This is a genomic window from Pseudomonas sp. GYB4201 (assembly GCF_056312595.1).
Map to the genome: position 1 here is coordinate 82,226 of NZ_JBWGIG010000020.1, position 22,793 is coordinate 105,018.

23 protein-coding genes are annotated in these 22,793 nt (G+C 65.1%); 7 read left to right on the forward strand and 16 right to left on the reverse strand.

Annotated features, from left to right (window positions below):
* Positions 1–82: 82 nt before the first annotated feature.
* The 5 genes from leuS to AC0Z2B_RS19455 all read left to right on the forward strand — a co-directional run bounded on the left by leuS (position 83) and on the right by AC0Z2B_RS19455 (position 6,160).
* Positions 83–2,689 carry a leucine--tRNA ligase gene (gene leuS, locus AC0Z2B_RS19435; RefSeq protein WP_476298814.1) on the forward strand — a complete coding sequence of 869 codons (2,607 nt, stop codon included), beginning with the start codon at positions 83–85 and terminating at the stop codon, positions 2,687–2,689.
* A 72-nt stretch (positions 2,690–2,761) separates the two neighbouring features.
* Entirely contained in the window at positions 2,762–3,367 is a 606-nt protein-coding gene (locus AC0Z2B_RS19440) for an LPS-assembly lipoprotein LptE (RefSeq protein ID WP_476298816.1), read from the forward strand.
* 40 nt (positions 3,368–3,407) lie between these two features.
* Positions 3,408–4,445: a DNA polymerase III subunit delta gene (gene holA, locus AC0Z2B_RS19445; protein WP_416427058.1), complete on the forward strand. Its 1,038-nt coding sequence runs from the start codon at positions 3,408–3,410 to the stop codon at positions 4,443–4,445.
* Positions 4,446–4,588: 143 nt separating this feature from the next.
* Positions 4,589–4,741 carry an alternative ribosome rescue factor ArfA gene (gene arfA / locus AC0Z2B_RS19450; RefSeq protein WP_027981087.1) on the forward strand — a complete coding sequence of 51 codons (153 nt, stop codon included), beginning with the start codon at positions 4,589–4,591 and terminating at the stop codon, positions 4,739–4,741.
* A 96-nt stretch (positions 4,742–4,837) separates the two neighbouring features.
* Complete coding sequence (locus tag AC0Z2B_RS19455) at positions 4,838–6,160, forward strand: lytic murein transglycosylase (protein ID WP_476298818.1); 1,323 nt, start codon at positions 4,838–4,840, stop codon at positions 6,158–6,160.
* 352 nt (positions 6,161–6,512) lie between these two features.
* Here AC0Z2B_RS19455 and AC0Z2B_RS19460 read toward each other — a convergent pair whose 3' ends face one another.
* The 13 genes from AC0Z2B_RS19460 to AC0Z2B_RS19520 all read right to left on the reverse strand — a co-directional run bounded on the left by AC0Z2B_RS19460 (position 6,513) and on the right by AC0Z2B_RS19520 (position 18,896).
* Positions 6,513–7,442, reverse strand: coding sequence for a S66 peptidase family protein (locus tag AC0Z2B_RS19460; RefSeq protein ID WP_476298820.1), 930 nt, complete (start codon positions 7,440–7,442; stop codon positions 6,513–6,515).
* Positions 7,443–7,607: 165 nt separating this feature from the next.
* Positions 7,608–8,588: a lipoyl synthase gene (gene lipA, locus AC0Z2B_RS19465; protein WP_416427474.1), complete on the reverse strand. Its 981-nt coding sequence runs from the start codon at positions 8,586–8,588 to the stop codon at positions 7,608–7,610.
* A 40-nt stretch (positions 8,589–8,628) separates the two neighbouring features.
* The gene (gene lipB, locus AC0Z2B_RS19470) at positions 8,629–9,276 is read right to left on the reverse strand and encodes a lipoyl(octanoyl) transferase LipB (RefSeq protein WP_476298822.1); all 648 of its coding nucleotides are present in this window, start codon (positions 9,274–9,276) and stop codon (positions 8,629–8,631) included.
* Positions 9,276–9,551, reverse strand: a complete 276-nt coding sequence (locus AC0Z2B_RS19475) for a DUF493 domain-containing protein (RefSeq protein ID WP_027981082.1) — start codon at positions 9,549–9,551, stop codon at positions 9,276–9,278. Before AC0Z2B_RS19475 ends, lipB begins: the two co-directional genes overlap by 1 nt.
* Before the next feature lie 82 nt (positions 9,552–9,633).
* Positions 9,634–10,794 carry a D-alanyl-D-alanine carboxypeptidase family protein gene (locus AC0Z2B_RS19480; protein ID WP_476298823.1) on the reverse strand — a complete coding sequence of 387 codons (1,161 nt, stop codon included), beginning with the start codon at positions 10,792–10,794 and terminating at the stop codon, positions 9,634–9,636.
* Between the two features lie 175 nt (positions 10,795–10,969).
* The gene (locus tag AC0Z2B_RS19485; protein WP_416427063.1) at positions 10,970–11,983 is read right to left on the reverse strand and encodes a septal ring lytic transglycosylase RlpA family protein; all 1,014 of its coding nucleotides are present in this window, start codon (positions 11,981–11,983) and stop codon (positions 10,970–10,972) included.
* The gene (mltB, locus tag AC0Z2B_RS19490; RefSeq protein WP_416427064.1) at positions 11,983–12,993 is read right to left on the reverse strand and encodes a lytic murein transglycosylase B; all 1,011 of its coding nucleotides are present in this window, start codon (positions 12,991–12,993) and stop codon (positions 11,983–11,985) included. Before mltB ends, AC0Z2B_RS19485 begins: the two co-directional genes overlap by 1 nt.
* 17 nt (positions 12,994–13,010) lie before the next feature.
* Entirely contained in the window at positions 13,011–14,114 is a 1,104-nt protein-coding gene (gene rodA, locus AC0Z2B_RS19495) for a rod shape-determining protein RodA (RefSeq protein WP_416427476.1), read from the reverse strand.
* 31 nt (positions 14,115–14,145) lie between these two features.
* Positions 14,146–16,041 (reverse strand): penicillin-binding protein 2, encoded by a 1,896-nt coding sequence (gene mrdA, locus AC0Z2B_RS19500; RefSeq protein ID WP_416427065.1) that lies wholly within the window; start codon positions 16,039–16,041, stop codon positions 14,146–14,148.
* 18 nt (positions 16,042–16,059) lie between these two features.
* Positions 16,060–16,527 carry a 23S rRNA (pseudouridine(1915)-N(3))-methyltransferase RlmH gene (gene rlmH / locus AC0Z2B_RS19505; RefSeq protein ID WP_027981077.1) on the reverse strand — a complete coding sequence of 156 codons (468 nt, stop codon included), beginning with the start codon at positions 16,525–16,527 and terminating at the stop codon, positions 16,060–16,062.
* Positions 16,528–16,536: 9 nt separating this feature from the next.
* The gene (rsfS, locus tag AC0Z2B_RS19510) at positions 16,537–16,929 is read right to left on the reverse strand and encodes a ribosome silencing factor (protein WP_027981076.1); all 393 of its coding nucleotides are present in this window, start codon (positions 16,927–16,929) and stop codon (positions 16,537–16,539) included.
* Between the two features lie 16 nt (positions 16,930–16,945).
* Positions 16,946–17,614, reverse strand: coding sequence for a nicotinate-nucleotide adenylyltransferase (gene nadD, locus AC0Z2B_RS19515; RefSeq protein WP_476298847.1), 669 nt, complete (start codon positions 17,612–17,614; stop codon positions 16,946–16,948).
* A gap of 10 nt (positions 17,615–17,624) precedes the next feature.
* Positions 17,625–18,896, reverse strand: a complete 1,272-nt coding sequence (locus AC0Z2B_RS19520) for a glutamate-5-semialdehyde dehydrogenase (protein ID WP_473004608.1) — start codon at positions 18,894–18,896, stop codon at positions 17,625–17,627.
* A gap of 180 nt (positions 18,897–19,076) precedes the next feature.
* Here AC0Z2B_RS19520 and AC0Z2B_RS19525 point away from each other — a divergent pair, with 180 nt between their 5' ends.
* A complete protein-coding gene (locus tag AC0Z2B_RS19525; RefSeq protein WP_476298826.1) occupies positions 19,077–19,772 on the forward strand; it encodes a DNA-3-methyladenine glycosylase in 696 nt (231 codons plus the stop codon).
* Positions 19,773–19,775: 3 nt separating this feature from the next.
* The gene (locus tag AC0Z2B_RS19530; protein WP_476298827.1) at positions 19,776–21,092 is read left to right on the forward strand and encodes a bifunctional DedA family/phosphatase PAP2 family protein; all 1,317 of its coding nucleotides are present in this window, start codon (positions 19,776–19,778) and stop codon (positions 21,090–21,092) included.
* Positions 21,093–21,123: 31 nt separating this feature from the next.
* Here AC0Z2B_RS19530 and AC0Z2B_RS19535 read toward each other — a convergent pair whose 3' ends face one another.
* From AC0Z2B_RS19535 to AC0Z2B_RS19545, 3 genes are read right to left on the reverse strand one after another with little or no spacing between them, the layout of a single operon-like run.
* Positions 21,124–21,714, reverse strand: coding sequence for an LON peptidase substrate-binding domain-containing protein (locus AC0Z2B_RS19535; RefSeq protein WP_476298829.1), 591 nt, complete (start codon positions 21,712–21,714; stop codon positions 21,124–21,126).
* Between the two features lie 10 nt (positions 21,715–21,724).
* On the reverse strand, positions 21,725–22,435 hold the full coding sequence (locus AC0Z2B_RS19540; protein ID WP_473006907.1) for an LrgB family protein: 711 nt from the start codon (positions 22,433–22,435) through the stop codon (positions 21,725–21,727).
* A gap of 2 nt (positions 22,436–22,437) precedes the next feature.
* Complete coding sequence (locus AC0Z2B_RS19545) at positions 22,438–22,791, reverse strand: CidA/LrgA family protein (protein WP_476298831.1); 354 nt, start codon at positions 22,789–22,791, stop codon at positions 22,438–22,440.
* Positions 22,792–22,793 lie beyond the last annotated feature (2 nt).

A 22,793-nucleotide genomic window follows, 5' to 3' on the forward strand; every position in this document is an offset into this window, starting at 1 on the left:
TAAAGATCGCCACCGGATTGCCGGGTGTAGCGGATTTCACGCTGCCTGGATAAGGTCACCCATTTCTCAGCGCAAAGTAGCCATGCACGAACTCTATCAGCCCCGCGAAATCGAAGCCGCCGCCCAGTCGTTCTGGGACGAGCAAAAGTCCTTTGAAGTAAGTGAACAACCAGGCAAGGAGACCTACTACTGCCTGTCGATGTTCCCCTACCCCAGCGGCAAGCTACATATGGGGCACGTGCGCAACTACACCATCGGCGACGTGATCTCGCGTTACCACCGCATGCAGGGCAAGAACGTCCTGCAGCCGATGGGTTGGGACGCCTTCGGCATGCCGGCGGAAAACGCCGCCATGAAGAACAAGGTCGCGCCGGCCAAGTGGACCTACGAGAACATCGCCTACATGAAGACCCAGCTGAAAAGCCTGGGCCTGGCCATCGACTGGTCGCGCGAAGTCACCACCTGCAAGCCTGACTACTACCGTTGGGAGCAGTGGCTGTTCACCCGCCTGTTCGAAAAAGGCGTGATCTACCGCAAGAACGGCACCGTGAACTGGGACCCGGTCGACCAGACCGTGCTGGCCAACGAGCAGGTCATCGACGGCCGTGGCTGGCGTTCGGGCGCGCTGATCGAGAAGCGCGAAATCCCGATGTACTACTTCGCCATCACTGCCTACGCCGAAGAGCTGCTGGAAAGCCTGGACGAACTGACTGGCTGGCCGGAACAGGTCAAGACCATGCAGCGCAACTGGATCGGCAAGTCGCGCGGCATGGAAGTGCAGTTCCCGTACCACCAGGCGTCGATCGGCGAAGCCGGCACCCTGAAAGTGTTCACCACCCGCCCCGACACCCTGATGGGCGCCACCTACGTGGCCGTGGCCGCCGAGCACCCGCTGGCCACCCTGGCCGCGCAGAACAACCCTGAGCTGCAGGCGTTCATCAACGAATGCAAGAGCGGCAGCGTCGCCGAAGCCGACGTCGCCACCCAGGAAAAGAAAGGCATGCCGACGGCGCTGTTCGTCGAGCACCCGCTGACCGGCGACAAGCTGCCAGTGTGGGTCGCCAACTACGTGCTGATGCACTACGGCGACGGCGCGGTCATGGCCGTGCCTGCACACGACGAGCGTGACTTCGAGTTCGCCCACAAGTACGGCCTGCCGGTGAAGTCGGTGGTACGCACCAGCGCCGGCGACACCAACCCTGCCCCCTGGCAGGAAGCCTATGGCGAGCACGGCACGCTGATCAATTCCGGCGAGTTCGACGGCCTGGACTTCGCGGGCGCCTTCGACGCCATGGAAGTGGCGCTGATCAAGAAAGAGCTGGGCAAGTCGCGCACCCAGTTCCGCCTGCGCGACTGGGGCATCAGCCGCCAGCGCTACTGGGGCTGCCCGATCCCGATCATCCACTGCGACGCCTGTGGCGACGTGCCAGTGCCCGAAGACCAGCTGCCGGTCAAGCTGCCCGAAGACGTGGTGCCGGACGGCGCCGGCTCGCCGCTGGCGCGCATGCCCGAGTTCTACGAGTGCAGCTGCCCGAAATGCGGCGCACCGGCCAAGCGTGAAACCGACACCATGGACACCTTCGTGGAGTCGTCGTGGTACTACGCCCGCTACGCCTCGCCACAGTACGAGCAAGGCATGGTCGACCCGGCCGCGGCCAACCACTGGCTGCCGGTTGACCAGTACATCGGCGGTATCGAACACGCCATCCTGCACCTGCTGTACGCGCGCTTCTTCCACAAGCTGATGCGCGACGAAGGCCTGGTCAGCTCCAACGAGCCGTTCAAGAACCTGCTGACCCAGGGCATGGTGGTCGCCGAGACCTACTACCGCCTGGAAGATAACGGCGGCAAGACCTGGTTCAACCCGGCCGACGTCGAGCTTGAGCGCGACAGCAAGGCCAAGGTCATCAGCGCCAAGCTGATCAGCGACGGCCTGCCGGTGGAAATCGGTGGCACCGAGAAGATGTCGAAGTCGAAGAACAACGGCGTCGACCCGCAGTCCATGATCGACCAGTACGGCGCTGACACCTGCCGCCTGTTCATGATGTTCGCCTCGCCGCCCGACATGAGCCTGGAATGGTCCGACTCCGGCGTCGAAGGCTCGCACCGCTTCATGCGTCGCGTCTGGCGCCTGGCCCAGGCCCACGTGGCCCAGGGCCTGCCGGCCGCGCTGGACGTTGCCAGCCTGAACGACGAACAGAAGGCTATCCGCCGCGCCACGCACCTGGCCATCCGCCAGGCCAGCCAGGATATCGGCCAGCACCACAAGTTCAACACCGCCATCGCCCAGGTGATGACCCTGATGAACGTGCTGGAAAAGGCCCCGCAGGCTACCGAGCAGGACCGTGCACTGATCCAGGAAGGCCTGGAGACCGTGACCCTGCTGCTGGCCCCGATCACCCCGCACATCTGCCACGAGCTGTGGAATGCGCTGGGCCACGCCGGCGCCGTCATCGACGCCGGCTGGCCGGTGCTGGACGAAAGCGCCCTGGTACAGGACAGCCTGCAACTGGTGATCCAGGTCAACGGCAAGCTGCGTGGCCAGATCGAGATGCCGGCCAGCGCCAGCCGCGAGGAAATCGAGGCGGCTGCGCGGGTCAACGAGAACGTGCTGCGCTTCATCGACGGCCTGACGATCCGCAAGGTCATCGTCGTGCCGGGGAAACTGGTCAATATCGTCGCCAGCTGATCGGATCAGCGCGCCCGGGCAACCGGGCGCCATTTACAGAGTCGGCCCACAAGGTTTCTAGGGAGCAACAAGATGATCAAACGCAATCTACTGGTTATGGGCCTGGCCGTGTTGCTGGGCGCCTGCGGTTTCCAGTTGCGCGGCACCGGCACCAGCGTCATGGCTCTCAAGGAGCTGAATGTCACTGCCCGTGATGCCTATGGCCCTACCGTGATGCAGTTGCGCAAGCAGATCGCCGCCAGCGGTGTGAAGGTCTACGACGGCGCCCCCTACAAGCTGGTGCTGAGCCGCGAGCAGGAAGACCAGCGCACCGCCAGCTACAGCAGCGGTACGCGTTCGGCTGAGTACGAGCTGACCACTACCCTGAGCTACGACATTGTCGGCCACGAGAACCTGAACCTGCTCAGCGACAAGATTGTCGTCGACAAGACCTACACTCAGGATGGCAACAACCTGGCGGGTTCCGACCAGGTGGCTCACGAGACTCGCGACGAGATCCGGCGTGAAATCGTCCAGCGCCTGATGCTTCGCCTCCAGCAGATCACCCCGCAGCAGCTGGACAAGCTGCAGGATGACGCCGAAGCCAAGGCCAAGGCCCTGGCCGAGCAGGAAGCTGAAGCGCAACGCATTCGTGACGCGACGCCGCAACAGTCGCCTGTCCAGATCCCTTCGAAGTAAAAGAGGAACGGGGCGCTCAGGCGCCCCTTCTTTCATCACCATGAAACTGACCCCCGCCCAACTCAACAAGCACCTGCAAGGCAGCCTGGCGCCGATCTACGTGATCAGTGGCGACGACCCGCTGCTGTGCCAGGAAGCCGCCGACGCAGTGCGCGCCGCTGCGCGCCAGCAAGGTTTCGACGAGCGCCAGGTGTTCAGCGCCGACGCCAACTTCGACTGGGGCACCCTGCTGCAGGCTGGCGCCAGCCTGTCGCTGTTCGCCCAGCGGCGCCTGCTGGAACTGCGCCTGCCCTCGGGCAAGCCCGGTGACAAGGGCGCCGCGGCGCTCATCGAGTACTGCTCGCGCCCTGCCGAAGACACCCTGCTGCTGATCAGCCTGCCCAAGCTCGATGGCAGCGCGCAGAAGACCAAGTGGGGCAAGGCGCTGGTCGAAGGCCAGCAGACCCAGTTCGTGCAGATCTGGCCGGTGGACGCCAACCAGCTGCCGCAATGGATTCGCCAGCGCCTGTCCCAGGCCGGCCTGGCTGCGCAGCAGGACGCGGTGGAGCTAATTGCCGCCCGCGTGGAAGGCAACCTGCTGGCTGCCGCCCAGGAAATCGAGAAGCTCAAGCTGCTGGCCGAGAACAACCAGGTTACCTTGGAAACCGTGCAATCGGCGGTGGCTGACAGCGCGCGTTTCGACGTCTTCGGCCTGGTAGACGCAGTGCTCAACGGCGAGGCCGCCCATGCCCTGCGCATGCTCGAAGGCTTGCGTGGCGAAGGCGTGGAACCGCCGGTCATCCTCTGGGCCCTGGCCCGGGAGTTGCGCACGCTGGCCAATATCTCGCTGCAATACAGCCAGGGCACGCCGCTGGACAAGGCGTTCAGTAGCGCCAAGCCGCCGGTGTGGGACAAGCGCCGGCCGTTGATGAGCAAGGCCCTGCAACGCCACTCGGCCAAGCGCTGGGGCGAACTGCTGCAGGACGCCCAGCACATCGACGCGCAGATCAAGGGCCAGGCCCAGGGTTCGGTGTGGATCAGCCTGTCGCGGCTGTCGCTGTTGATGGCTGGCCAGCGAACGGTGCTCCCCGCCCAGTAATGAAACCCGTAGCAGCTGCCGAAGGCTGCGTCCCAGGCAACGCGGTACAAGCGCAGTGCCCGGGACGCGGCCTGCGGCCGCTGCTACGGTTGCATGGTGTGTGCAGAGGCGTATGATCGGCGCTCCAACCAAGGAGACACGCCATGAGCAAAAAGCGCCCCAACAAGGCCAAGTCCATCATCGCCCAGCCCCTGTTCCGCAGCCGCCAGGAACGTCCCACCAAGGGCAAGGGCAGCTACAAACGCGAAGCCTTCCAGTCGAAAAACTGGGAGGCTTCTCCTTTTCTGGCCGCCTGAAAAGCCCATTCACCCCGAACGTTGCCCCGCGCTACCCCTCCCCCCCTGCTCTCATGTTATGGTCCACACCTGAACCCGAAATACCTGGACCTGTGAATGCCTCTTCGTCGTCCCCAGCGTGTGCACATGCGTCACCTGCTCGCTGCCTCCGTTCTCGTTCTGCTGGGCGCTTGCGCTGAAAAGCCGACCGCCGCCGCCGATGCCCTGCCCGTCCCCGCCCAGAAAACCTCGCCACAGGCCCCGTTGACCACGGCCGCGCCGGTGGATGCCGATGGCGTGGTGTTGCCCAGCGAGACCTTTGCGCAGTGGGAGGACGGTTTCCGCCAGCAGGCCCTGCAAGCTGGCATTCGTCCGGATGTGTTCGACCGCGCCTTCGCCGGCGTTACCCCAGACCCGAGCGTGGTCAAGGCCGACCGCAGCCAGCCGGAATTCACCCGGCCGGTGTGGGAATACCTGGATGGCGCCATCTCGCCGGTGCGTGTGCGCAAGGGCCAGGCGCTGATGAGCCAGTACGGCGACGTGCTGCAACGCATCGAGCAGCGCTATGGGGTGGACCGCCAGGCACTGGTGGCGGTGTGGGGCATGGAAAGCAGCTTCGGCCAGTTCCAGGGTGACAAGTCGGTGATCCGCTCCCTGGCGACCCTGGCCTACGAAGGCCGCCGCCAGAGCTTCGCCCAGGACCAGTTGATTGCCGCGCTGCAGATCCTGCAGAACGGTGATATCCAGCCAGAAGCCATGCTGGGCTCCTGGTCGGGCGCCATGGGCCAGACCCAGTTCATCCCGTCCACCTACAACACCCACGCGGTGGACTTCGACGGCGATGGCCGCCGGGATATCTGGAACAGTGCGCCGGACGCCCTCGCCTCCACCGCCCACTACCTGCAAAGCTCCGGCTGGCAGCGTGGCCAGCCGTGGGGCTTTGAAGTGCAACTGGCGCCAGGCTTCGACTACGCCCAGGCCGACGGCACCCTGCGCAAGCCGGTGGGCGAATGGCTGCAGATGGGCGTGAAGGTCACGCCGGGCACCCGCCTGCCCACCGGCAGCGAGCAACTGTCGGCGTCGCTGCTGTTGCCGGCGGGCTACCGTGGCCCGGCGTTCCTGGTGCTGGACAACTTCCGCGCCATCCTCAAGTACAACAACTCGTCATCGTACGCGCTGGCGGTGAGCCTGCTGTCCCAGCGTTTCGATGGCGGCGGCTACGTGACCGGCGAATGGCCGCGCGATGACCTGCCGTTGAGCCGCACCGAGCGTATCGAGTTGCAGACGCTGCTGACCGCCAAGGGGTATGACGCCGGCACGCCGGACGGCATCATCGGCGCCAACACCCGCAAGTCGATCCGCCAGGCGCAGCAGGCGCTGGGCTGGCCGGCGGATGGGTATGCCAACCACAAGCTGCTGGATAGTTTGCGGGGTCAGTAAGCCCTGGACGCGGCCTGCGGCCGCTGCTACACCCGCCCCGTAGCAGCAACTGTTTTGAAACGGCGTCGTCTTCATCGCGACTAAAGTCGGCTCCTACGCCCTACGTGGTAGGAGCCGGCCTTGGCCGCGATGCGGGCGCCGCGCATTGGCGGGCAGACCGCGCAGAGGCCGGACGCAGCCTGGCGGCAGCTGCTATGCAGGTTCGGCGTAGCCGCTGCCGAAGGCTGCGCTGGCCCTATGCCACGCTGAAAATCTTCAGTGCACGCCGGGGCCAGCGCAGCCTGGCGGCAGCGGCTACAGCAATCGCACACAACGCACACGCAGCAAGCGGCCGCAAGGCCGCGTCCAGACTCTACCGCACCACATCCTGCTCCAGCATCAGGGTCTTCTGGCCCGCGTCCAGGCGCACCTGGGCGCCTAGCGGCAAGGTCAGGTTCGGGTCGCAATGGCCACTGCGCCAACCCGCCAGCACCGGGATGCCCATCGGCTCGAAGACCTCCTTGAGCAACGGCGTCAGCCGCGGCACGTCCAACCCCGAGAAGTCCCCCACCAATACCCCGCGAAGGCCCTTGAAACGCCCGGCAAGGCGCAGTTGCGTGAGCAGCCGGTCAACCCTGTACAGCGGCTCGCCAACGTCCTCGATGAAGAGGATGGCGCCGTTCAGGTCGATTTCGTAGTCGGTAGCCAGGGTGGCGCAGATCATCGACAGGTTGCCGCCGGTCAGGCGCCCGCTGGCCACGCCATGCTCGATGCACGTCAGCGGGTGGGCCACCGGGTGCGCCAGCAGGTCACCGGCGCGCAGCTGGCCACGCAGCAGGCGGCGCAGCGAGTCCTCGGTGGGCGCCTGGCGGTTGGCCAGCAGGTCCGAGGTGAGCATGGGGCCGTGGAAGGTGACGAAATTACAGTGCCGGGCGAACGCCAGGTGCAAGGCGGTGATGTCGCTGTAGCCAATGAAGGGCTTGGCGTGGCGGGCGATCAGCTCGTAGTCGATGTGTTCCAGCAGCCGCGGGGTGCCGTAGCCACCGCGCAGGCAGATGATCGCGTCGTTCTCGGGGTCGGCGAAGGCGTCGTGCAGGTCCTGCAGGCGCGTCTGGTCGCTGCCGGCCAGGTAGCCCTGGTGCTGCAGCACGCCAGGGTAGACCTTGAGCCGGTGGCCTCGGCTGGTGACCCAGCGTTCGGCGGCCTCGACACTGAAATCCTTGGGGCCGGCGGGCGCGATCAGGGCGATCTGCGCCTCGGTGGGTACCCTGCGCGGCAGGGTGGCAGCGGCTTGGTGTGTCATTCGATGGGCTCCTTGCGTGGATCGAAAGCGCCTACTTTAGAGCGTTCCCCGTGACAGAACAGCATAGCCGTGTAACCCCCTGTATCCCAATGTCATGGCCCATGAACAACAATGCCGGCCGCAGTTCGGTGAACTGCCGGCCGGCACGGGTGCTTCAGGCGTCGATCAGAGCTTGATCTTGGCCTCGTGCGCCTGCTGGTCGGCGTGGTACGAGGAACGTACCAGCGGGCCGGAGGCGACGTTCTTGAAGCCCATCTTGTAGCCTTCCTCGGCAAACCAGGCGAAGGTGTCCGGGTGCACGAAACGCTGCACCGGCAAGTGGCTGCGCGACGGTTGCAGGTACTGGCCCAGGGTCAGCATGTCGATGTTGTGCTCGCGCATGCGATGCATCACTTCGATCACTTCCTCGTCGGTCTCGCCCAGGCCCAGCATCAGGCCGGATTTGGTCGGCACGTGAGGGACCAGTTCCTTGAACTTCTGCAGCAGGGTCAGCGACCACTGGTAGTCCGAACCCGGGCGCGCGGCCTTGTACAGGCGCGGCACGGTTTCCAGGTTGTGGTTGAACACATCCGGCGGCTCGGCGGCGGTGATGGCCAGCGCCACGTCCATGCGGCCGCGGTAGTCCGGCACCAGGGTTTCCAGCTGCACGCCCGGCGACAGCTTGCGGATTTCCCGCAGGCAGTCGGCGAAGTGCTGGGCACCGCCGTCGCGCAGGTCGTCGCGGTCCACCGAGGTGATGACCACGTACTTGAGGCGCAGGTCGGCGATGGCCACGGCCAGGTTCATTGGCTCGTCGGCATCCAGGGCTTTCGGACGGCCGTGGCCGACGTCGCAGAACGGGCAGCGACGGGTGCAGATGTCACCCATGATCATGAAGGTAGCGGTACCACCGGAGAAGCACTCGCCCAGGTTCGGGCAGGACGCTTCCTCGCACACGCTGTGCAGCTTGTGCTTGCGCAGCAGCTGCTTGATGCGGTCGACTTCCGGCGAAACCGGGATGCGTACGCGGATCCAGTCAGGCTTCTTCGGCAGTTCTTCGGTAGGGATGATCTTCACCGGAATACGCGCGACCTTCTCGGCACCACGCAGCTTCACGCCGGCCTCGACTTTTGGCCGGGGCGGGGTCACGTTGGTCACCGGGATCATGGATTGCACGGATTCAGCTGTGTCTTGCGCGGTAGTCATATCAATCGATTCCGCCCGTCAGGGTCGTCTGCTCAGCGTAGTCGAGGTGCTTGACGAGCTGCGCGCGCAGCCGGGCACCAACCTCGGCATATTCAATCTGGCCTGCATGATCGCACAACTGGGTCATCGCCAGCCCGGCATATCCGCAGGGGTTGATACGGCGGAACGGCGCCAGGTCCATGTCCACGTTCAAGGCCAGGCCATGAAAGGAACACCCGTTGCGGATCCGCAGGCCCAGCGAGGCGATCTTCGCACCCTGGACATACACACCGGGGGCATCGGCCTTGGCCGCCGCCGGTACACCATACTCGTCCAGCAGCGCGACGAGGGTCTGCTCGATGCGCGTGACCAGGTCACGCACGCCGTAGCCCAGCCGTCGCACGTCCAGCAGCAGGTACGCCACCAACTGGCCGGGGCCGTGGTAGGTCACCTGGCCGCCACGGTCCACCTGCACCACCGGGATGTCGCCGGGTACCAGCAGGTGCTCGGCCTTGCCCGCCTGGCCCTGGGTGAACACCGCGGGGTGCTGCACCAGCCAGACCTCGTCCCCGGTTTCCGGAGTGCGCTGGTCGGTAAAACGTTGCATCGCGTGCCAGACCGGCTCGTAGGCCACAAGGCCCAGTTCGCGAAAGCCCAGGCACCGCGACATCAGAGCACCATTTTAACTACGCCGGTGGCACGCAGTTCGCTGTTGATGTTGTAGAGCTGGTCTTGCCCGGTGGCCAGGATGTGCAGCTGCAGCGTGGTGTACTTGCCATTGCTGCTCTGGCGTTCGGCGGTCTTGTCATGTTCGATGTCGGCGTGACGCGTGACAATTTCGATGACTTTGTCTTTGAAGCCCGCGCCGGTATCACCGATTACTTTGATCGGATAATCGGCGCAAGGGAATTCGATTTTAGGAGCCTTGACTTCTGTGTCTGTCATAGCAGTAACGGCCTCTTAAGCCGTGAAGACGGACAAACCCCCTGGCCGCACGGCGCAGCCAGGGGGCATGCTGTTCACGTAATCAGTTGAACAAGCCGTAGAAGAATAGACGAATGCTATCCCACATGCGGCGGATGAAGCCACCTTCCTCGACCGCGTCGAGGGCGATCAGGTCGGCGCTGTGGACCACCTGGTCACCGTTTTTGACTTCCACTTTACCGATCACGTCACCTTTGGCGATAGGCGCGGTCAGCTGTGGCTTCATGGTCATGGTGGCGGTCAGGCCTTTCAGCTGGCCTTTTGGCAGGGTCATGGTCAGGTCGTCGGCAAGGCCGGCGCGCACTTCGTGGGTAGCACCTTTCCAAACCGGTGCTTTAGCCAGCTCGGCGCCCTTCTGGTAGAAGGTCTGGGTTTCGAAGAAGCGGAAACCGTAGGTCAGCAGCTTCTGGGTCTCGGCGGCACGAGCGGCTTCGCTGGTGGTACCGAATACGACCGCGATCAGGCGCATGCCATCACGTACGGCCGAGGCCGCCATGCAGTAGCCGGCTTCTTCGGTGTGGCCGGTTTTCAAGCCGTCGACGGTCTTGTCGCGCCACAGCAGCAGGTTGCGGTTAGGCTGCTTGATGTTGTTCCAGAAGAACTCTTTCTGCGAGTAGATCGCGTAGTGGGCCGGGTCGATGTTGATGATCGCGCGGGCCAGCTTGGCGATGTCGTGCGGGGTGGAGTAGTGATCCGGGTTCGGCAGCCCGGTAGGGTTCATGAAGTGGCTGTTCTCCATGCCCAGGTCGCCGGCGGTCTTGTTCATCATGTCGGCGAAGGCGTCTTCGCTGCCGGCGATGTGCTCGGACAGGGCCACGGTGGCGTCGTTGCCCGACTGGATGATGATGCCGTGCAGCAGGTCGCTGACCGACACTTGCGAGCCGACTTTCAGGAACATCCGCGAACCACCGGTGCGCCAGGCGTTCTCGCTGACGGTCACCGGATCGTTTTCACCGATCTGGCCGCGCTTGATCTCCAGGGTGGCGATGTAGGCGCTCATCAGTTTGGTCAGGCTGGCTGGCGGCAGACGCTGGTCGCCGTTGCTATCCACCAGGACTTGCCCGCTGGACGCTTCCATCAGTACGTAGGCCTTGGCAGCCAGTTGCGGCGCCGCAGGCGTCATTTGCTCGGCCGACATGGCAACTGGGGCGATCAGCAGCAGTACAGGCAGGCACAGGCGTTTGGCAAAGGTGGTGATGTTCATCCGTCTCTCGAAATTGCTAATGGGCACATGCCCTCTCGGGCAAAATCTGTTTTGTGTCGGGGCCTATGACCCCGTTTATTGCTCAGCCGTTCTGCGGGCCGTTAATCAAACGGCTGGCACCCGCCCCCAAGGACAGGCGCCAGCCGTGGTCCGGCCTGTTGCCAGGCCGGAAAAGTCATTCGGCGGTGACCACGCTGGGCGAACCCAGGTTGGCCAGGCGCACGCTGTCCTGGGTCTGCTGCACCTCACCCGGCGTGCCGATCGGCCCCATCCGCACTCGATACAGTGTCTGCTGGTTGCGCACGATCGAGCTGACGAACACCGGGGCTCGTACCATCGAACTCAGCTTCGACCTCAGCAGCTCCGCAGCGTCCGGATTGGCGAACGCTCCCACCTGGAGAAACTGGCCAGAGACTGGAACAGAAGCGTTTTTTTTTGCGTCGATCTGCGCGGGCAGGACGGCGGCGGCATGCTGTTGTGGCGGCGGCGTCCATTGCTCGATGGTGCCGGCCGACGCGGTGATGGCCGGTTTCTGCGGCACCTGCGCCACCTGCGGCTGGTCCAGCATCAGCGGCGCCGGGCGGCCGCGCTGGGCCCAGTACTGGGCCGGGTCGATACCCTCGACCTTCACGCGCGCGGTGCCGATCTCGGCATAGCCCAGCTTCTTGGCGGCGGCGTAGGACAGGTCGATGATGCGGTCGGAGTAGAACGGCCCGCGGTCATTCACGCGCAGGATCACGCTGCGGTTGTTGTCCAGGTTGGTGACGCGCACGTAGCTGGGCAGCGGCAGGGTCTTGTGCGCGGCACTCATGCCGTACAGGTCGTAGACCTCGCCGTTGGCGGTGTTCTGGCCGTGGAACTTGGTGCCGTACCAGGACGCCGTGCCGGTGGCCACGTAGCTACTGGCATCGTTGAGCGGGAAGTAGGTCTTGCCCAGCACCGTGTAGGGGTTGGCCTTGTACGGGCCGCTGTGCAGCGTGGGCACGGCGTCAGGGATGCGCGAGACGTCCACGTCCCACCACGGCGCGCCGTCCTTGTGGGCCCGGTTGATGTCCAGGCCAGGCTGCGAGCGCACGGTATAACCGCCGCTTTGCGGGGCACGGCTGGTCGACGAGCAGCTGACGACGAGCAGGGCCAGGGCTGCGTAGCCCATCAGCTTCAGTGGTGTGCGAATCGGCGTAGTCCGCATTACTTGACGCCCCGTGCTTGAACCAGTGCTTGCGACAGTTGATAGACGGCCATGGCATACATGGCGCTGCGATTATAGCGAGTGATGGCGTAGAAGTTGCCAAGCCCCATCCAATATTCCGGACCGAACTCACCGTCGAAGCGGAAAGCAGTCACTGGCATATCGTCGCGCAGCGCATCATGACTCGACCAGCCCAGTGCTCGCAACTGTCCAACGTTCTTGACCGGATCAATGCCCGGGCTCAGGCCTTCGTCCACGTGTTCGCCGCGCACCGAGGCGCGGCTCACCACCGGCTGGCCCATCACCCAGCCGTGCTGCTTGAAGTAGTTGGCGACACTGCCGATGGCGTCATCGGGGTCACTCCAGATGTTGATGTGGCCATCGCCGTCGAAATCGACGGCATAGGCGCGGAAACTGCTGGGCATGAACTGCGGCAGGCCCATGGCGCCGGCGTACGAACCCTTGATGCTCAGCGGGTCGACCTGCTGCTCACGCGACAGCAGCAGGAACTCGCGCAGCTCCTTGCGGAAGAAGTCGGCCCGTGGCGGGTAGTCGAACGCCAAGGTGGAAAGCGCGTCGATCACCCGGTAGTTGCCGGTATTTCTGCCGAAAAACGTTTCGACACCAATAATAGACACGATTATCTGCGCCGGCACGCCGTATTCCTGTTCGGCACGCTTGAGCGCTACCTCGTGCTGGCGCCAGAAGTCCACGCCGCGGGCAATGCGCGCGTCGGTGATGAACAGCGGGCGGTATTCCTTCCACGGTTTCACCCGTTCGGCCGGCTTGGAGATGGCGTCGAGGATCGCCTGCTTGCGCTGCACCTCCTCGAACACGCCAATCACCTGCTCGCCGGCGAAGCCGTAGTCACGGGTCATCTCGCCAACGAACTTGGCCAGTTGCGGGGTGCCGTCGTAGTCGCCGGCCGTCGCCTGTTGCGACGACCCGAGGATGCCCACCAGGCCGACCCAGGGAATGCACCGAGCGGCCCAGTTGCATACTGCTTGCATGAAATTCTTCACCTTAATCAAACCTGCGCGATCCACTTGCGATGGGTATGGATCGACATCAAAACCCCAAACGCTGACATCAGCGTCACCAGCGAAGTTCCGCCGTAGCTAATGAAGGGCAGCGGCACGCCTACGACGGGCAATAGGCCGCTGACCATACCGATATTGACGAAAACGTAAACAAAAAACGTCATGGTCAGGCTGCCGGCCAGGAGCTTGCCGAACAGCGTCTGCGCCTGGGCGGTAATCACCAGGCCACGGCCAATCAGCGCCAGGTACAGCAGCAGCAAGGCGCAGATGCCCACCAGGCCGAACTCCTCGCCCAGCACGGCGATGATGAAGTCGGTGTGGCTTTCGGGCAGGAAGTCCAGGTGCGACTGGGTGCCCAGCAGCCAGCCCTTGCCAAACACCCCGCCCGAACCGATGGCGGCCTTGGACTGGATGATGTTCCAGCCGGTGCCCAGCGGGTCGCTCTCGGGGTCGAGGAAGGTCAGGATTCGCTGCTTCTGGTAGTCGTGCATGATGAAGAACCACATCGCCACCGCCACCGGCACCGCCGCGGCGATCACGCTGATGATCCAGCGCCAGCGCAGGCCGGCCATGAAGAGTACAAATGTACCCGAGGCCAGGATCAGCAGCGAGGTGCCCAGGTCCGGCTGTCGCACGATGAGAATGAACGGGATGCCGATCATCATCAGGCTCGCCCCTACATGCTTGAGCGTGGGCGGCAGCGTGCGCTTGGCCAGGTACCAGGCGATGGTGGCCGGCATGATGATCTTCATGAATTCCGAGGGCTGGAACTTGATCACCCCCGGGATGTTGATCCAGCGCGTGGCGCCCATGGCGTTGTGGCCCATGACGTCCACGGCCACCAGCAGGATCACCCCCAGGCAGTAGGCCAGCGGCACCCAGCGGGCCATGAAGCGCGGTTCCAGTTGGGCGATCAGCAGCATGGACACCAGGCCGATGCCGAACGAGGTCGCCTGCTTGATCAGCAGGTCCCAGCTCTTGCCGCTGGCCGAATACAGCACGAACAGGCTGCCGGCCGCCAGGGTCAGCAGCAGGATCAACAGCGGGCCGTCGATGTGGATGCGCTGCAGCAAGGTGGCGCGGCGGCGCATCACGTCCTCGCTGGAGAGCATGCGATCGAAATTACTCTTCACGTGCGGTGATCTCCGTTGCGGTATTGCTGGCGTACTCGGGCTTGAGCCGGCCATCGGGGCCCAACAGCCAGGCGTCCATCACCTGGCGCACCACGGGCGCCGCGACGCCGGAACCGGACTCGCCGTTCTCCACCATCACCGCAACTACAATTTTGGGATTGTCAGCCGGCGCGAAACCCACGAACAGGGCGTGGTCGCGATGGCGTTCCTGAAGTTTGGAGCGGTCGTATTTTTCGCCCTGCTTGATGGCCACCACCTGGGCAGTGCCGCTCTTGCCGGCAATGCGGTATTGGGCGCCGACCGAAGCCTTGCGGGCGGTACCACGGGCACCGTGCATCACTTGCTGCATGCCGTGGTTGACGCGGTCCCAGTCGTTGGGGTCGCGCAGCACAATGTCTTCCATGGGGTTCTCGTCCACCGGCGGTTCACCTTCGATGGTGCGCGCCAGGTGCGGACGGTTCCACTTGCCCTTGTTGGCCACCAGCGCGGTGGCCTGGGCCAGTTGCAGCGGGGTGGCCTGCATGTAGCCCTGGCCGATCCCCAGGATCAGGGTTTCACCCGGGAACCATGCCTGGCGCCGGGTAGCGCGCTTCCAGTCCCGCGACGGCATCAGGCCCGGGGACTCCTCGAACATGTCCAGGGCGACCTTCTGGCCGATGCCGAAACGGTTGAGGTAACTGGACAGGCGGTCGATGCCCATCTTGTGCGCTAGGTCGTAGAAGTAGGTGTCGTTGGACCGCATGATCGCCGTGTCCAGGTCCACCCAGCCGTCGCCGCTGCGGTTCCAGTTGCGGTACTTGTGGTCGAAGTTGGGCAATTGGTAGTAGCCGGGGTCGAACACCCGGGTGCTGGCAGTGACCACGCCAGTGTCGAGGCCGGCGATGGCGACCGCCGGCTTGATGGTCGAGCCCGGCGGGTACAGGCCGCGCAGCACGCGGTTGAACAGCGGCCGGTCGATGGAGTCGCGCAGGTCGGCGTAGGCCTTGAAGCTGATGCCGGTGACAAACAGGTTGGGGTCGAAGCTCGGCTGGCTGACCATGGCCAGCACCTCGCCGGTCTGCGGGTCGAGGGCGACGATGGCGCCACGACGGCCGGCCAGCGCGGCCTCGGCGGCTTCCTGCAGGTTGATGTCCAGGCTCAGGACGATGTCCTTGCCGGGCACCGGGTCGGTGCGCTTGAGCACCCGCAGCACGCGGCCACGGGCGTTGGTCTCGACTTCTTCATAACCCACCTGGCCGTGCAACTGCGGCTCGTAGAAGCGTTCGATGCCAGTCTTGCCGATATGGTGGGTGCCGCTGTAGGCCACGGCGTCGAGGCTCTTCAGCTCTTTCTCGTTGATGCGCCCCATGTAGCCCACCGAATGGGCGAAATGCGGCCCCTGGGGGTAGTGGCGCACCAGCTGCGCGACCACTTCCACCCCAGGCAGGCGGAACTGGTTCACGGCAATTCGGGCGATCTGTTCTTCGTTGAGCTCGAACAGTATCGGTACCGGCTCGAACGGCCGGCGGCCCTGCTTCATGCGCTTTTCGAACATGGCGCGTTCGTCAGGGCCCAGGTCGAGGATCTGGACGATGCTGTCCAACACCTGCGCCCAGTCCCCGGCCCGCTCACGGGTCATGCTCAGGCTGAAGCTGGGCCGGTTATCGGCGATGATCACCCCGTTACGGTCGTAGATCAGCCCCCGCGACGGCGGAATCGGCTGCACATGCACCCGATTGTTCTCCGACAGCGTGGAGTGATATTCGTACTGGATGACCTGCAGGTAATACAGGCGAGCCACCAGCGCACACACCATCACCATCACCACGATTGCGCCGACCACGACGCGGCTACGCACCAGGCGTGCGTCTTTCTCGTGATCCTTGAGGCGAATCGGCTGGGACATGAAAGGCGGCTTGTACGCTTATTTGTGGTAAGGGTGCCCGGACAGGACTGTCCAGGCGCGATACAACTGCTCGCCGATCAGGATGCGTACCAGCGGGTGCGGCAAGGTCAGGGGCGACAGCGACCAGCGCTGGTCGGCGCGCGCGCACACTTCAGGCGCCAGCCCCTCGGGGCCGCCCACCATGAAGTTGACGGTGCGCGAGTCCAGCCGCCACTTGTCCAGCTCTACCGCCAGCTGCTCGGTGCTCCACGGCTTGCCGTGCACTTCGAGCGTGACGATACGCTCCCCCGGCTGAACCTTGGCCAACATGGCTTCGCCTTCCTGACGGATGAAGCGCGCCACGTCGGCGTTCTTGCCGCGGGTGTTGAGCGGAATTTCCACCAGGTCCAGGGCAAGCTCGGACGGCAGACGCTTGGCGTATTCCTGCCAACCGTCTTCCACCCACTTCGGCATGCGCGAGCCGACCGCAATCAGACGCAGACGCATGGCCCGGCCTTATTCGTTGCCCGGGGTGTGGTGCGCGCCGCTGGCGGCACGGCTCTGCTCGGCGCCCTGCCACAGGCGTTCCAGGTCGTAGAACTGGCGGGCAGCGGCGGTCATCATGTGCACGATGACGTCGCCCAGGTCCAGCAGCACCCAGTCGCTTTCGCCCTTGCCTTCTTCGCCCAGTGGCTGCGCGCCCTTGGCTTTCACGTTCTCGCGAACCTTGTCCAGCATGGCGTTGATCTGGCGGCTGGAGGTACCGGTGGCGATGACCATGTAGTCGGTCAGGCTGTGCTTGTCCTTCACGTCGATGACCAGGATGTCCTGGGCCTTGACGTCTTCCAGTGCGGCCTTGGCCAGTTCGACCAGCTCTTCGCCGGATACGCTGATTTTTTGCTTAGTCATATAAAACTCGTTCAGTTCAATTGGACGCACGGTACAGCCCGTGCGCCTCGATGTAGGCCAGTACCGCGTCAGGCACCAGGAAACGTACCGACTTCCCGCTGGCCAGCAGTTGACGGATCTGGGTGGCCGACACCGCGAGGGGGGTCTGCCAGACGAAAGTAATATTCCCGCCAGGCCCTTCAAGGGCCAGCGGGTCGCTGACCGACCGCGCGGCCAGCAGGTTGCGCAAGGCATCCGGCGGCTCGCTGTCGGCGTCAGGCCGCTGCAATACCAGGATATGGCAGTGCTGCAGCAGTTCTTCCCAGCGGTGCCAGGAAGGCAGGCCACAAAAGGCATCCCAGCCCAGCAGCAGGAACAGCTGGTCATCGGCGGCGAGTTCCGCGCGCATCAGCTCCAGCGTATCAATGGTGTAGGACGGCTTGTCCCGTTGCAGCTCCCGGGCATCCACCGTCAAGGGCGCCACGCCCTGCACCGCGCACTGCACCATCGCCAGGCGGTCCTGCGGCGTCACCTGCGGGGTGCCGCGGTGCGGCGGCCGGGCGTTGGGCGTCAGGCGCAGTTCGTCCAGGCGCAGCGCATCGGCCACTTCCAGCGCGCTGCGCAGGTGGCCGATGTGCACCGGGTCGAAGGTGCCCCCCAGCACGCCGATACGGCGTGGCGCGGGTTTGCTGCCTGGCTGGCTCAGGTCGCCCAAGTCAGGCAGGCTCCTGGCCGCGCAGCTGGCCGTCGCCGACCACGATGTATTTCTCGCAGGTCAGGCCTTCCAGGCCTACCGGGCCACGGGCGTGGATCTTGTCCGTGGAAATGCCGATTTCCGCACCCAGGCCATACTCGAAGCCGTCGGCGAAGCAGGTCGGGGTGTTGATCATCACCGAGGCGGAGTCGACTTCGGCGGTGAACCGCCGGGCCTCTGCCAGGTTCTCGGTGGCGATGGAATCGGTGTGGTGCGAGCCGTAGTGATTGATGTGCTCGATGGCCTGGTCCAGGCCGTCGACCACGCGAATCGACAGGATCGCCGCCAGGTATTCGGTGTGCCAGTCGGCCTCGGTGGCCGGCAGCGCCTGGATGATGTCGCGGGTGCGCTCGCAGCCGCGCAGCTCCACGCCCTTCTCGGCGAACTGGGCAGCCATGGCCGGCAGGAAGTCGGCGGCCACGGCCGCGTCCACCAGCAGGGTTTCCATGGCGCCGCAGATACCGTAGCGGTAGGTCTTGGCGTTGAAGGCAATGCGCTGGGCCTTGGCCAGGTCGGCGTCGGCAGCTACATAAATGTGGCAGATGCCGTCCAGGTGCTTGATGACCGGCACCTTGGCATCGCGGCTGACGCGCTCGATGAGGCCGCGGCCGCCACGGGGCACGATGATATCGACGTACTCGGGCATGCTGATCAGCGCGCCCACGGCCTCACGGTCGGTGGTTTCCACCACTTGCACCACGGCGGCCGGCAGGCCGGCCTCGGCCAGGCCGCGCTGCACGCAGGCGGCGATGGCACGGTTGGAATGGATGGCCTCGGAGCCGCCGCGCAGGATGGTGGCGTTGCCGGACTTCAGGCACAGGCTGGCGGCATCGATGGTCACGTTGGGACGCGACTCGTAGATGATGCCCACCACGCCCAGGGGTACGCGCATCTTGCCGACCTGGATACCCGACGGCCGATAGCTCATGTCGCGGATCGCACCCACCGGGTCCGGCAGGCTGGCCACCTGGCGCAGGCCGACGATCATGCCGTCGATGCGCGCAGGGGTCAGCGCCAGGCGCTCGAGCATGGCCGGCTCCAGGCCGTTGGCCCGGCCAGCGGCCAGGTCCTGCTCGTTGGCGGCGGTGAGTTCGCTGCGGGCGGCGTCCAGGGCGTTGGCGGCAGCCTGCAGGGCGCGGTTCTTCTGCGCAGTGCTGGCGCGCGCGATTACGCGGGAGGCTTCGCGGGCGGCGCGACCCAAGCGGGTCATGTAGTCAAGAACGGACTCAGTCATGGTCTCTGTGGTCTTGGCAAAGAGGAAAGCGGCTGATTATAGCTGTCTCGAGGGTCCACCGACAGCGGTGGCAGGCGGATGGTCAAAAACAGTCACACAACGGGCAACGATTCAGCCGTGATTAAGCCACAGATGAATATTATCCTTGCGAGCTCTTTCGTATCTTCCGGTAACCGTCCGATGCTGCCTGCCCTGCCCTGGCCCGATGCTCGCCCCCTGCCCGACGCTTTCTTCGACCGCGACGCCCAGGTGCTGGCCCGCGAGTTGCTGGGCAAGGTGATTCGCCATCGCCAGGGGCCGTACTGGCTGTCGGCACGCATCATCGAGACCGAGGCCTATTACTGCGCCGAGAAAGGCAGCCACGCCTCCCTGGGCTACACCGAGAAACGCAAGGCGCTGTTTCTCGACGGCGGGCACATCTACATGTACTACGCCCGGGGCGGCGACTCGCTGAACTTCAGCGCCCAAGGCCCCGGCAACGCGGTGCTGATCAAGTCCGCCTACCCCTGGGTGGACGCCCACGCCGACGCCAACGCCCTGGCGCAGATGCAGCTGAACAACCCCGACGCCAGCGGCAACCCGCGCCCGCCGGAACGCCTGTGCGCCGGGCAGACCCTGCTGTGCAAGGCGCTGGGCCTGAAGGTGCCAAACTGGGACGCCCGGCGCTTCGACCCTGAACAATTATTTGTCGAAGACCTTGGCATTATCCCGAAACAAATTATCCAGACCACCCGCCTGGGCCTCCCCCGCGGGCGCGACGAACATCTGCCGTACCGCTTCGTGGACGCCGAGCATGCCCGCCATTGCACAAGGAACCCCTTGCGCCGCGGTCAAGTCGAAGGTCGCGACTTTTCCATCCTCACGCAAGGAAACTGAAACATGGGCCCATGGCTCGACGGGCTGACCGCCTGGTTGTCCGCTCACCCCCAATGGCTGGGGCTGGCGATTGTGCTGGTGGCCTGCACCGAATGCCTGGCGATTGTCGGCCTGATCGTGCCCGGCACCGTGCTGCTGTTCGCCATCGCCGTGCTGGCCGGCAGCGGCGCGCTGTCGCTGGGCGAGACCTTGCTGCTGGGCTACATCGGCGGCCTGCTGGGCGACGGTTTGTCCTACTTCACCGGGCGCCATTTCCACCAGAACATCCGCCGCCTGCCTGGCTTGCGCCACCATCCCGAGTGGATCGGCCGCGCCGAAGGCTATTTCCAACGCTACGGCATCGCCAGCCTGCTGGTGGGGCGCTTCATCGGCCCGCTGCGGCCGATGCTGCCCATGGTGGCGGGCATGTTCGACATGCCGCTGGTGCGGTTCGTGGGGGTGAGCCTGCTGGCGGGCGCCGGCTGGTCGGTGGTGTACCTGATGCCGGGCTGGGCCACCGGTGCCGCCATGCGCCTGCCGCTACCGGAAGGCTTCTGGACCCAGGCAGGCTTGCTGGCCGCAGGCTTTGCCATCCTGATCGGCCTGAGCGTGAGCGCCGCCTGGCAATCGCGCCGCCATGGCACCCGGCTGGTCACGGCCATGTGCCTGGTGCTGCTGGCAGGCGTGTTCCTGGGCTGGCCGCACTTGGTGCAGTTCGACCAGGGCATCATGACCCTGGTGCAAGAGCACCGCGGCGCCATGGCCGATGACATTGCCGTGGGGCTGACCAAGATGGGCGACTTCCGGGCCCAAGTCGTGCTCGCGGCCCTGCTGTGCGGCCTGCTGCTGGCGCTGCGCCAGTGGCGGCCAGCGGCGTTTGCAATCGGCACGCTGCTGGGCACCTCACTGGGCAACACCCTGATGAAACACGTGTTCGCGCGCATGCGCCCGGACGTGATGACCCACCCTTTGGGCACCTACAGCATGCCCAGCGGCCACAGTTCGGCGGCGTTCGCGCTGTTCCTGACCCTGGCCGTGCTGGCCGGGCGCGGCCAGCCGCCAAGGCTGCGGCTGACCTGGTTGTTGCTGGGCATCTTGCCGGCGGGGGGCATCGCCTTGTCACGGGTGTACTTGGGGGCGCATTGGCCCACGGATATCCTGGCGGGCGCCCTGCTGGCGTGCTTCGTGTGCGCGGCCAGCCTGACCCTGAGCCAATGGCGCCAGCCGTTGCCAGCCATGGCGCCGCGGGTGTGGTGGGTGGTGATGCCGGTCACGGCGGTGGTGCTGGCCTATTTCGCCACGCGGGAGTTTTCCCACTCCTTGCTGCGCTACGCCTATTGACGGACGCGGCCTGCAGCCGCTGCTACAGGGGTCAGGCGAACAGTTCGCCTTGCAGGTCGTCGAGCAGCACCTGGATGCCCGCGAGCCGCTCGGAAGGTTCCTGGAGCGCCAGCAGGTCGATCTTGTCCAGCTCAGGGAACGGCAGCAGGTACGCCAGCTGGTTCGCCAGCGACTGGCGCCCGGGGATCTCGGTGCCCATGTCCAGCGCCGCCACCATCGGGTGCTCGGCCAGGGCGTGCAGCAGCGCCACCAGGTCAGCGTCCTCTTCCTGCAACGGCTGGTCGGCGCTTTCCGGCAGCCACTCCACGTCCGCCACCAGCAACTGGTCGCGCTGCAGCTCGGTGCCGGTCACGCGGAAGCGGCGCACGCCCTCCACGCGAATGCCCAGCAGGCCGTTGTCCTGCTGCTGAAAATCGCGGATCACCGCCTCGCAGCCGATAACCGCATGCCCGGTCGGCGCTGGGCCAACCTCCTGGCCTTCCAAAATGCACACCACGCCAAACCCGGCGCCCTGCTTCATGCAGCGGCCGATCATGTCCAGGTAGCGCGCCTCGAAAATCTGCAGGTCGAGCATGCAGCCGGGGAACAGCACGGTATTGAGGGGGAATAACGGCAAGGTCATAGTGGTTTCCTTAAACGAACAGGCTGACGACCAGCGGCAGGAACACCGCGGTCGACACCCCCATCAGGCTCATCGCCAGCGCAGCGAAGGCCCCGCACTCCTCGCCTTCCTGCAGGGCCACCGAAGTGCCCACCGCATGGGCGGTCATGCCCAGGGCCATGCCCCGGGCTGCGGGGCTGCGTACCTTGAGCATGGACAGCATGGCCGGGCCGAAGATCGCGCCGATCACGCCGGTAATCAGCACGAACACTGCCGCCAGGGCTGCCACGCCACCAATCTGCTCCGCTACCAGCATGGCGATGGGCGAGGTCACGGACTTGGGCGCCAGGGTCATAAGGATCATGTGCTCGGCGCCGAAGCTCCAGGCCAGCAACAGCCCCAGGCCGGTGGCGAACACTCCGCCTACCACCAGCGTAGCCAAGGTAGGCGCCAGCAATTGGCGGATGCGCTTGAGGTTCAGGTACAGCGGCACCGCCAGGGCCACAGTGGCCGGCCCCAGCAGGATGCCGAGAATGTCAGTGCTCTTGCGGTATTCACCGTAGCTGACGCCGGTCAGCAGCAGGATACCGATGATCACCAGCATGGACACCAGCACCGGCTGCAGGAAGATCCAGCGGGTGCGCTCGTACCCGGCCAGCACCAGCTGGTAGGTGCCCAGGGTGATGCCGATGCCGAACAGCGGATGGTGAATCACCGACGCCAGCGCGCCGTGCCAGTCCAGGGTCATGAGTGGTCCCCGCGCCGCGCCAGCATTTTCTGCATCAGCCAGCCCGCCAGCGCCATGGACACCAGCACCGAGATCACCAGGGTGCCGGCAATCGCCCAGAAGTCGGCAGCAATATCACTGGCATAGGCCATAACGCCCACGGCCGGCGGCACCAGCAGCAACGGCAGGTAGCGCAGCAGGCTGGACGAGGCGTCGCCCAGGGGCTTGCCCACCTCGCCGCGCAGCATCAGGAACGCCAGCAACAGCAGCAGGCCGATAATCGGCCCCGGCAGCATGGTCAGCACCAGATGATTGATGGCCGTGCCCAGCAATTGGAAAACGATCAGCCACGTCAAACCACGTAACAACATAT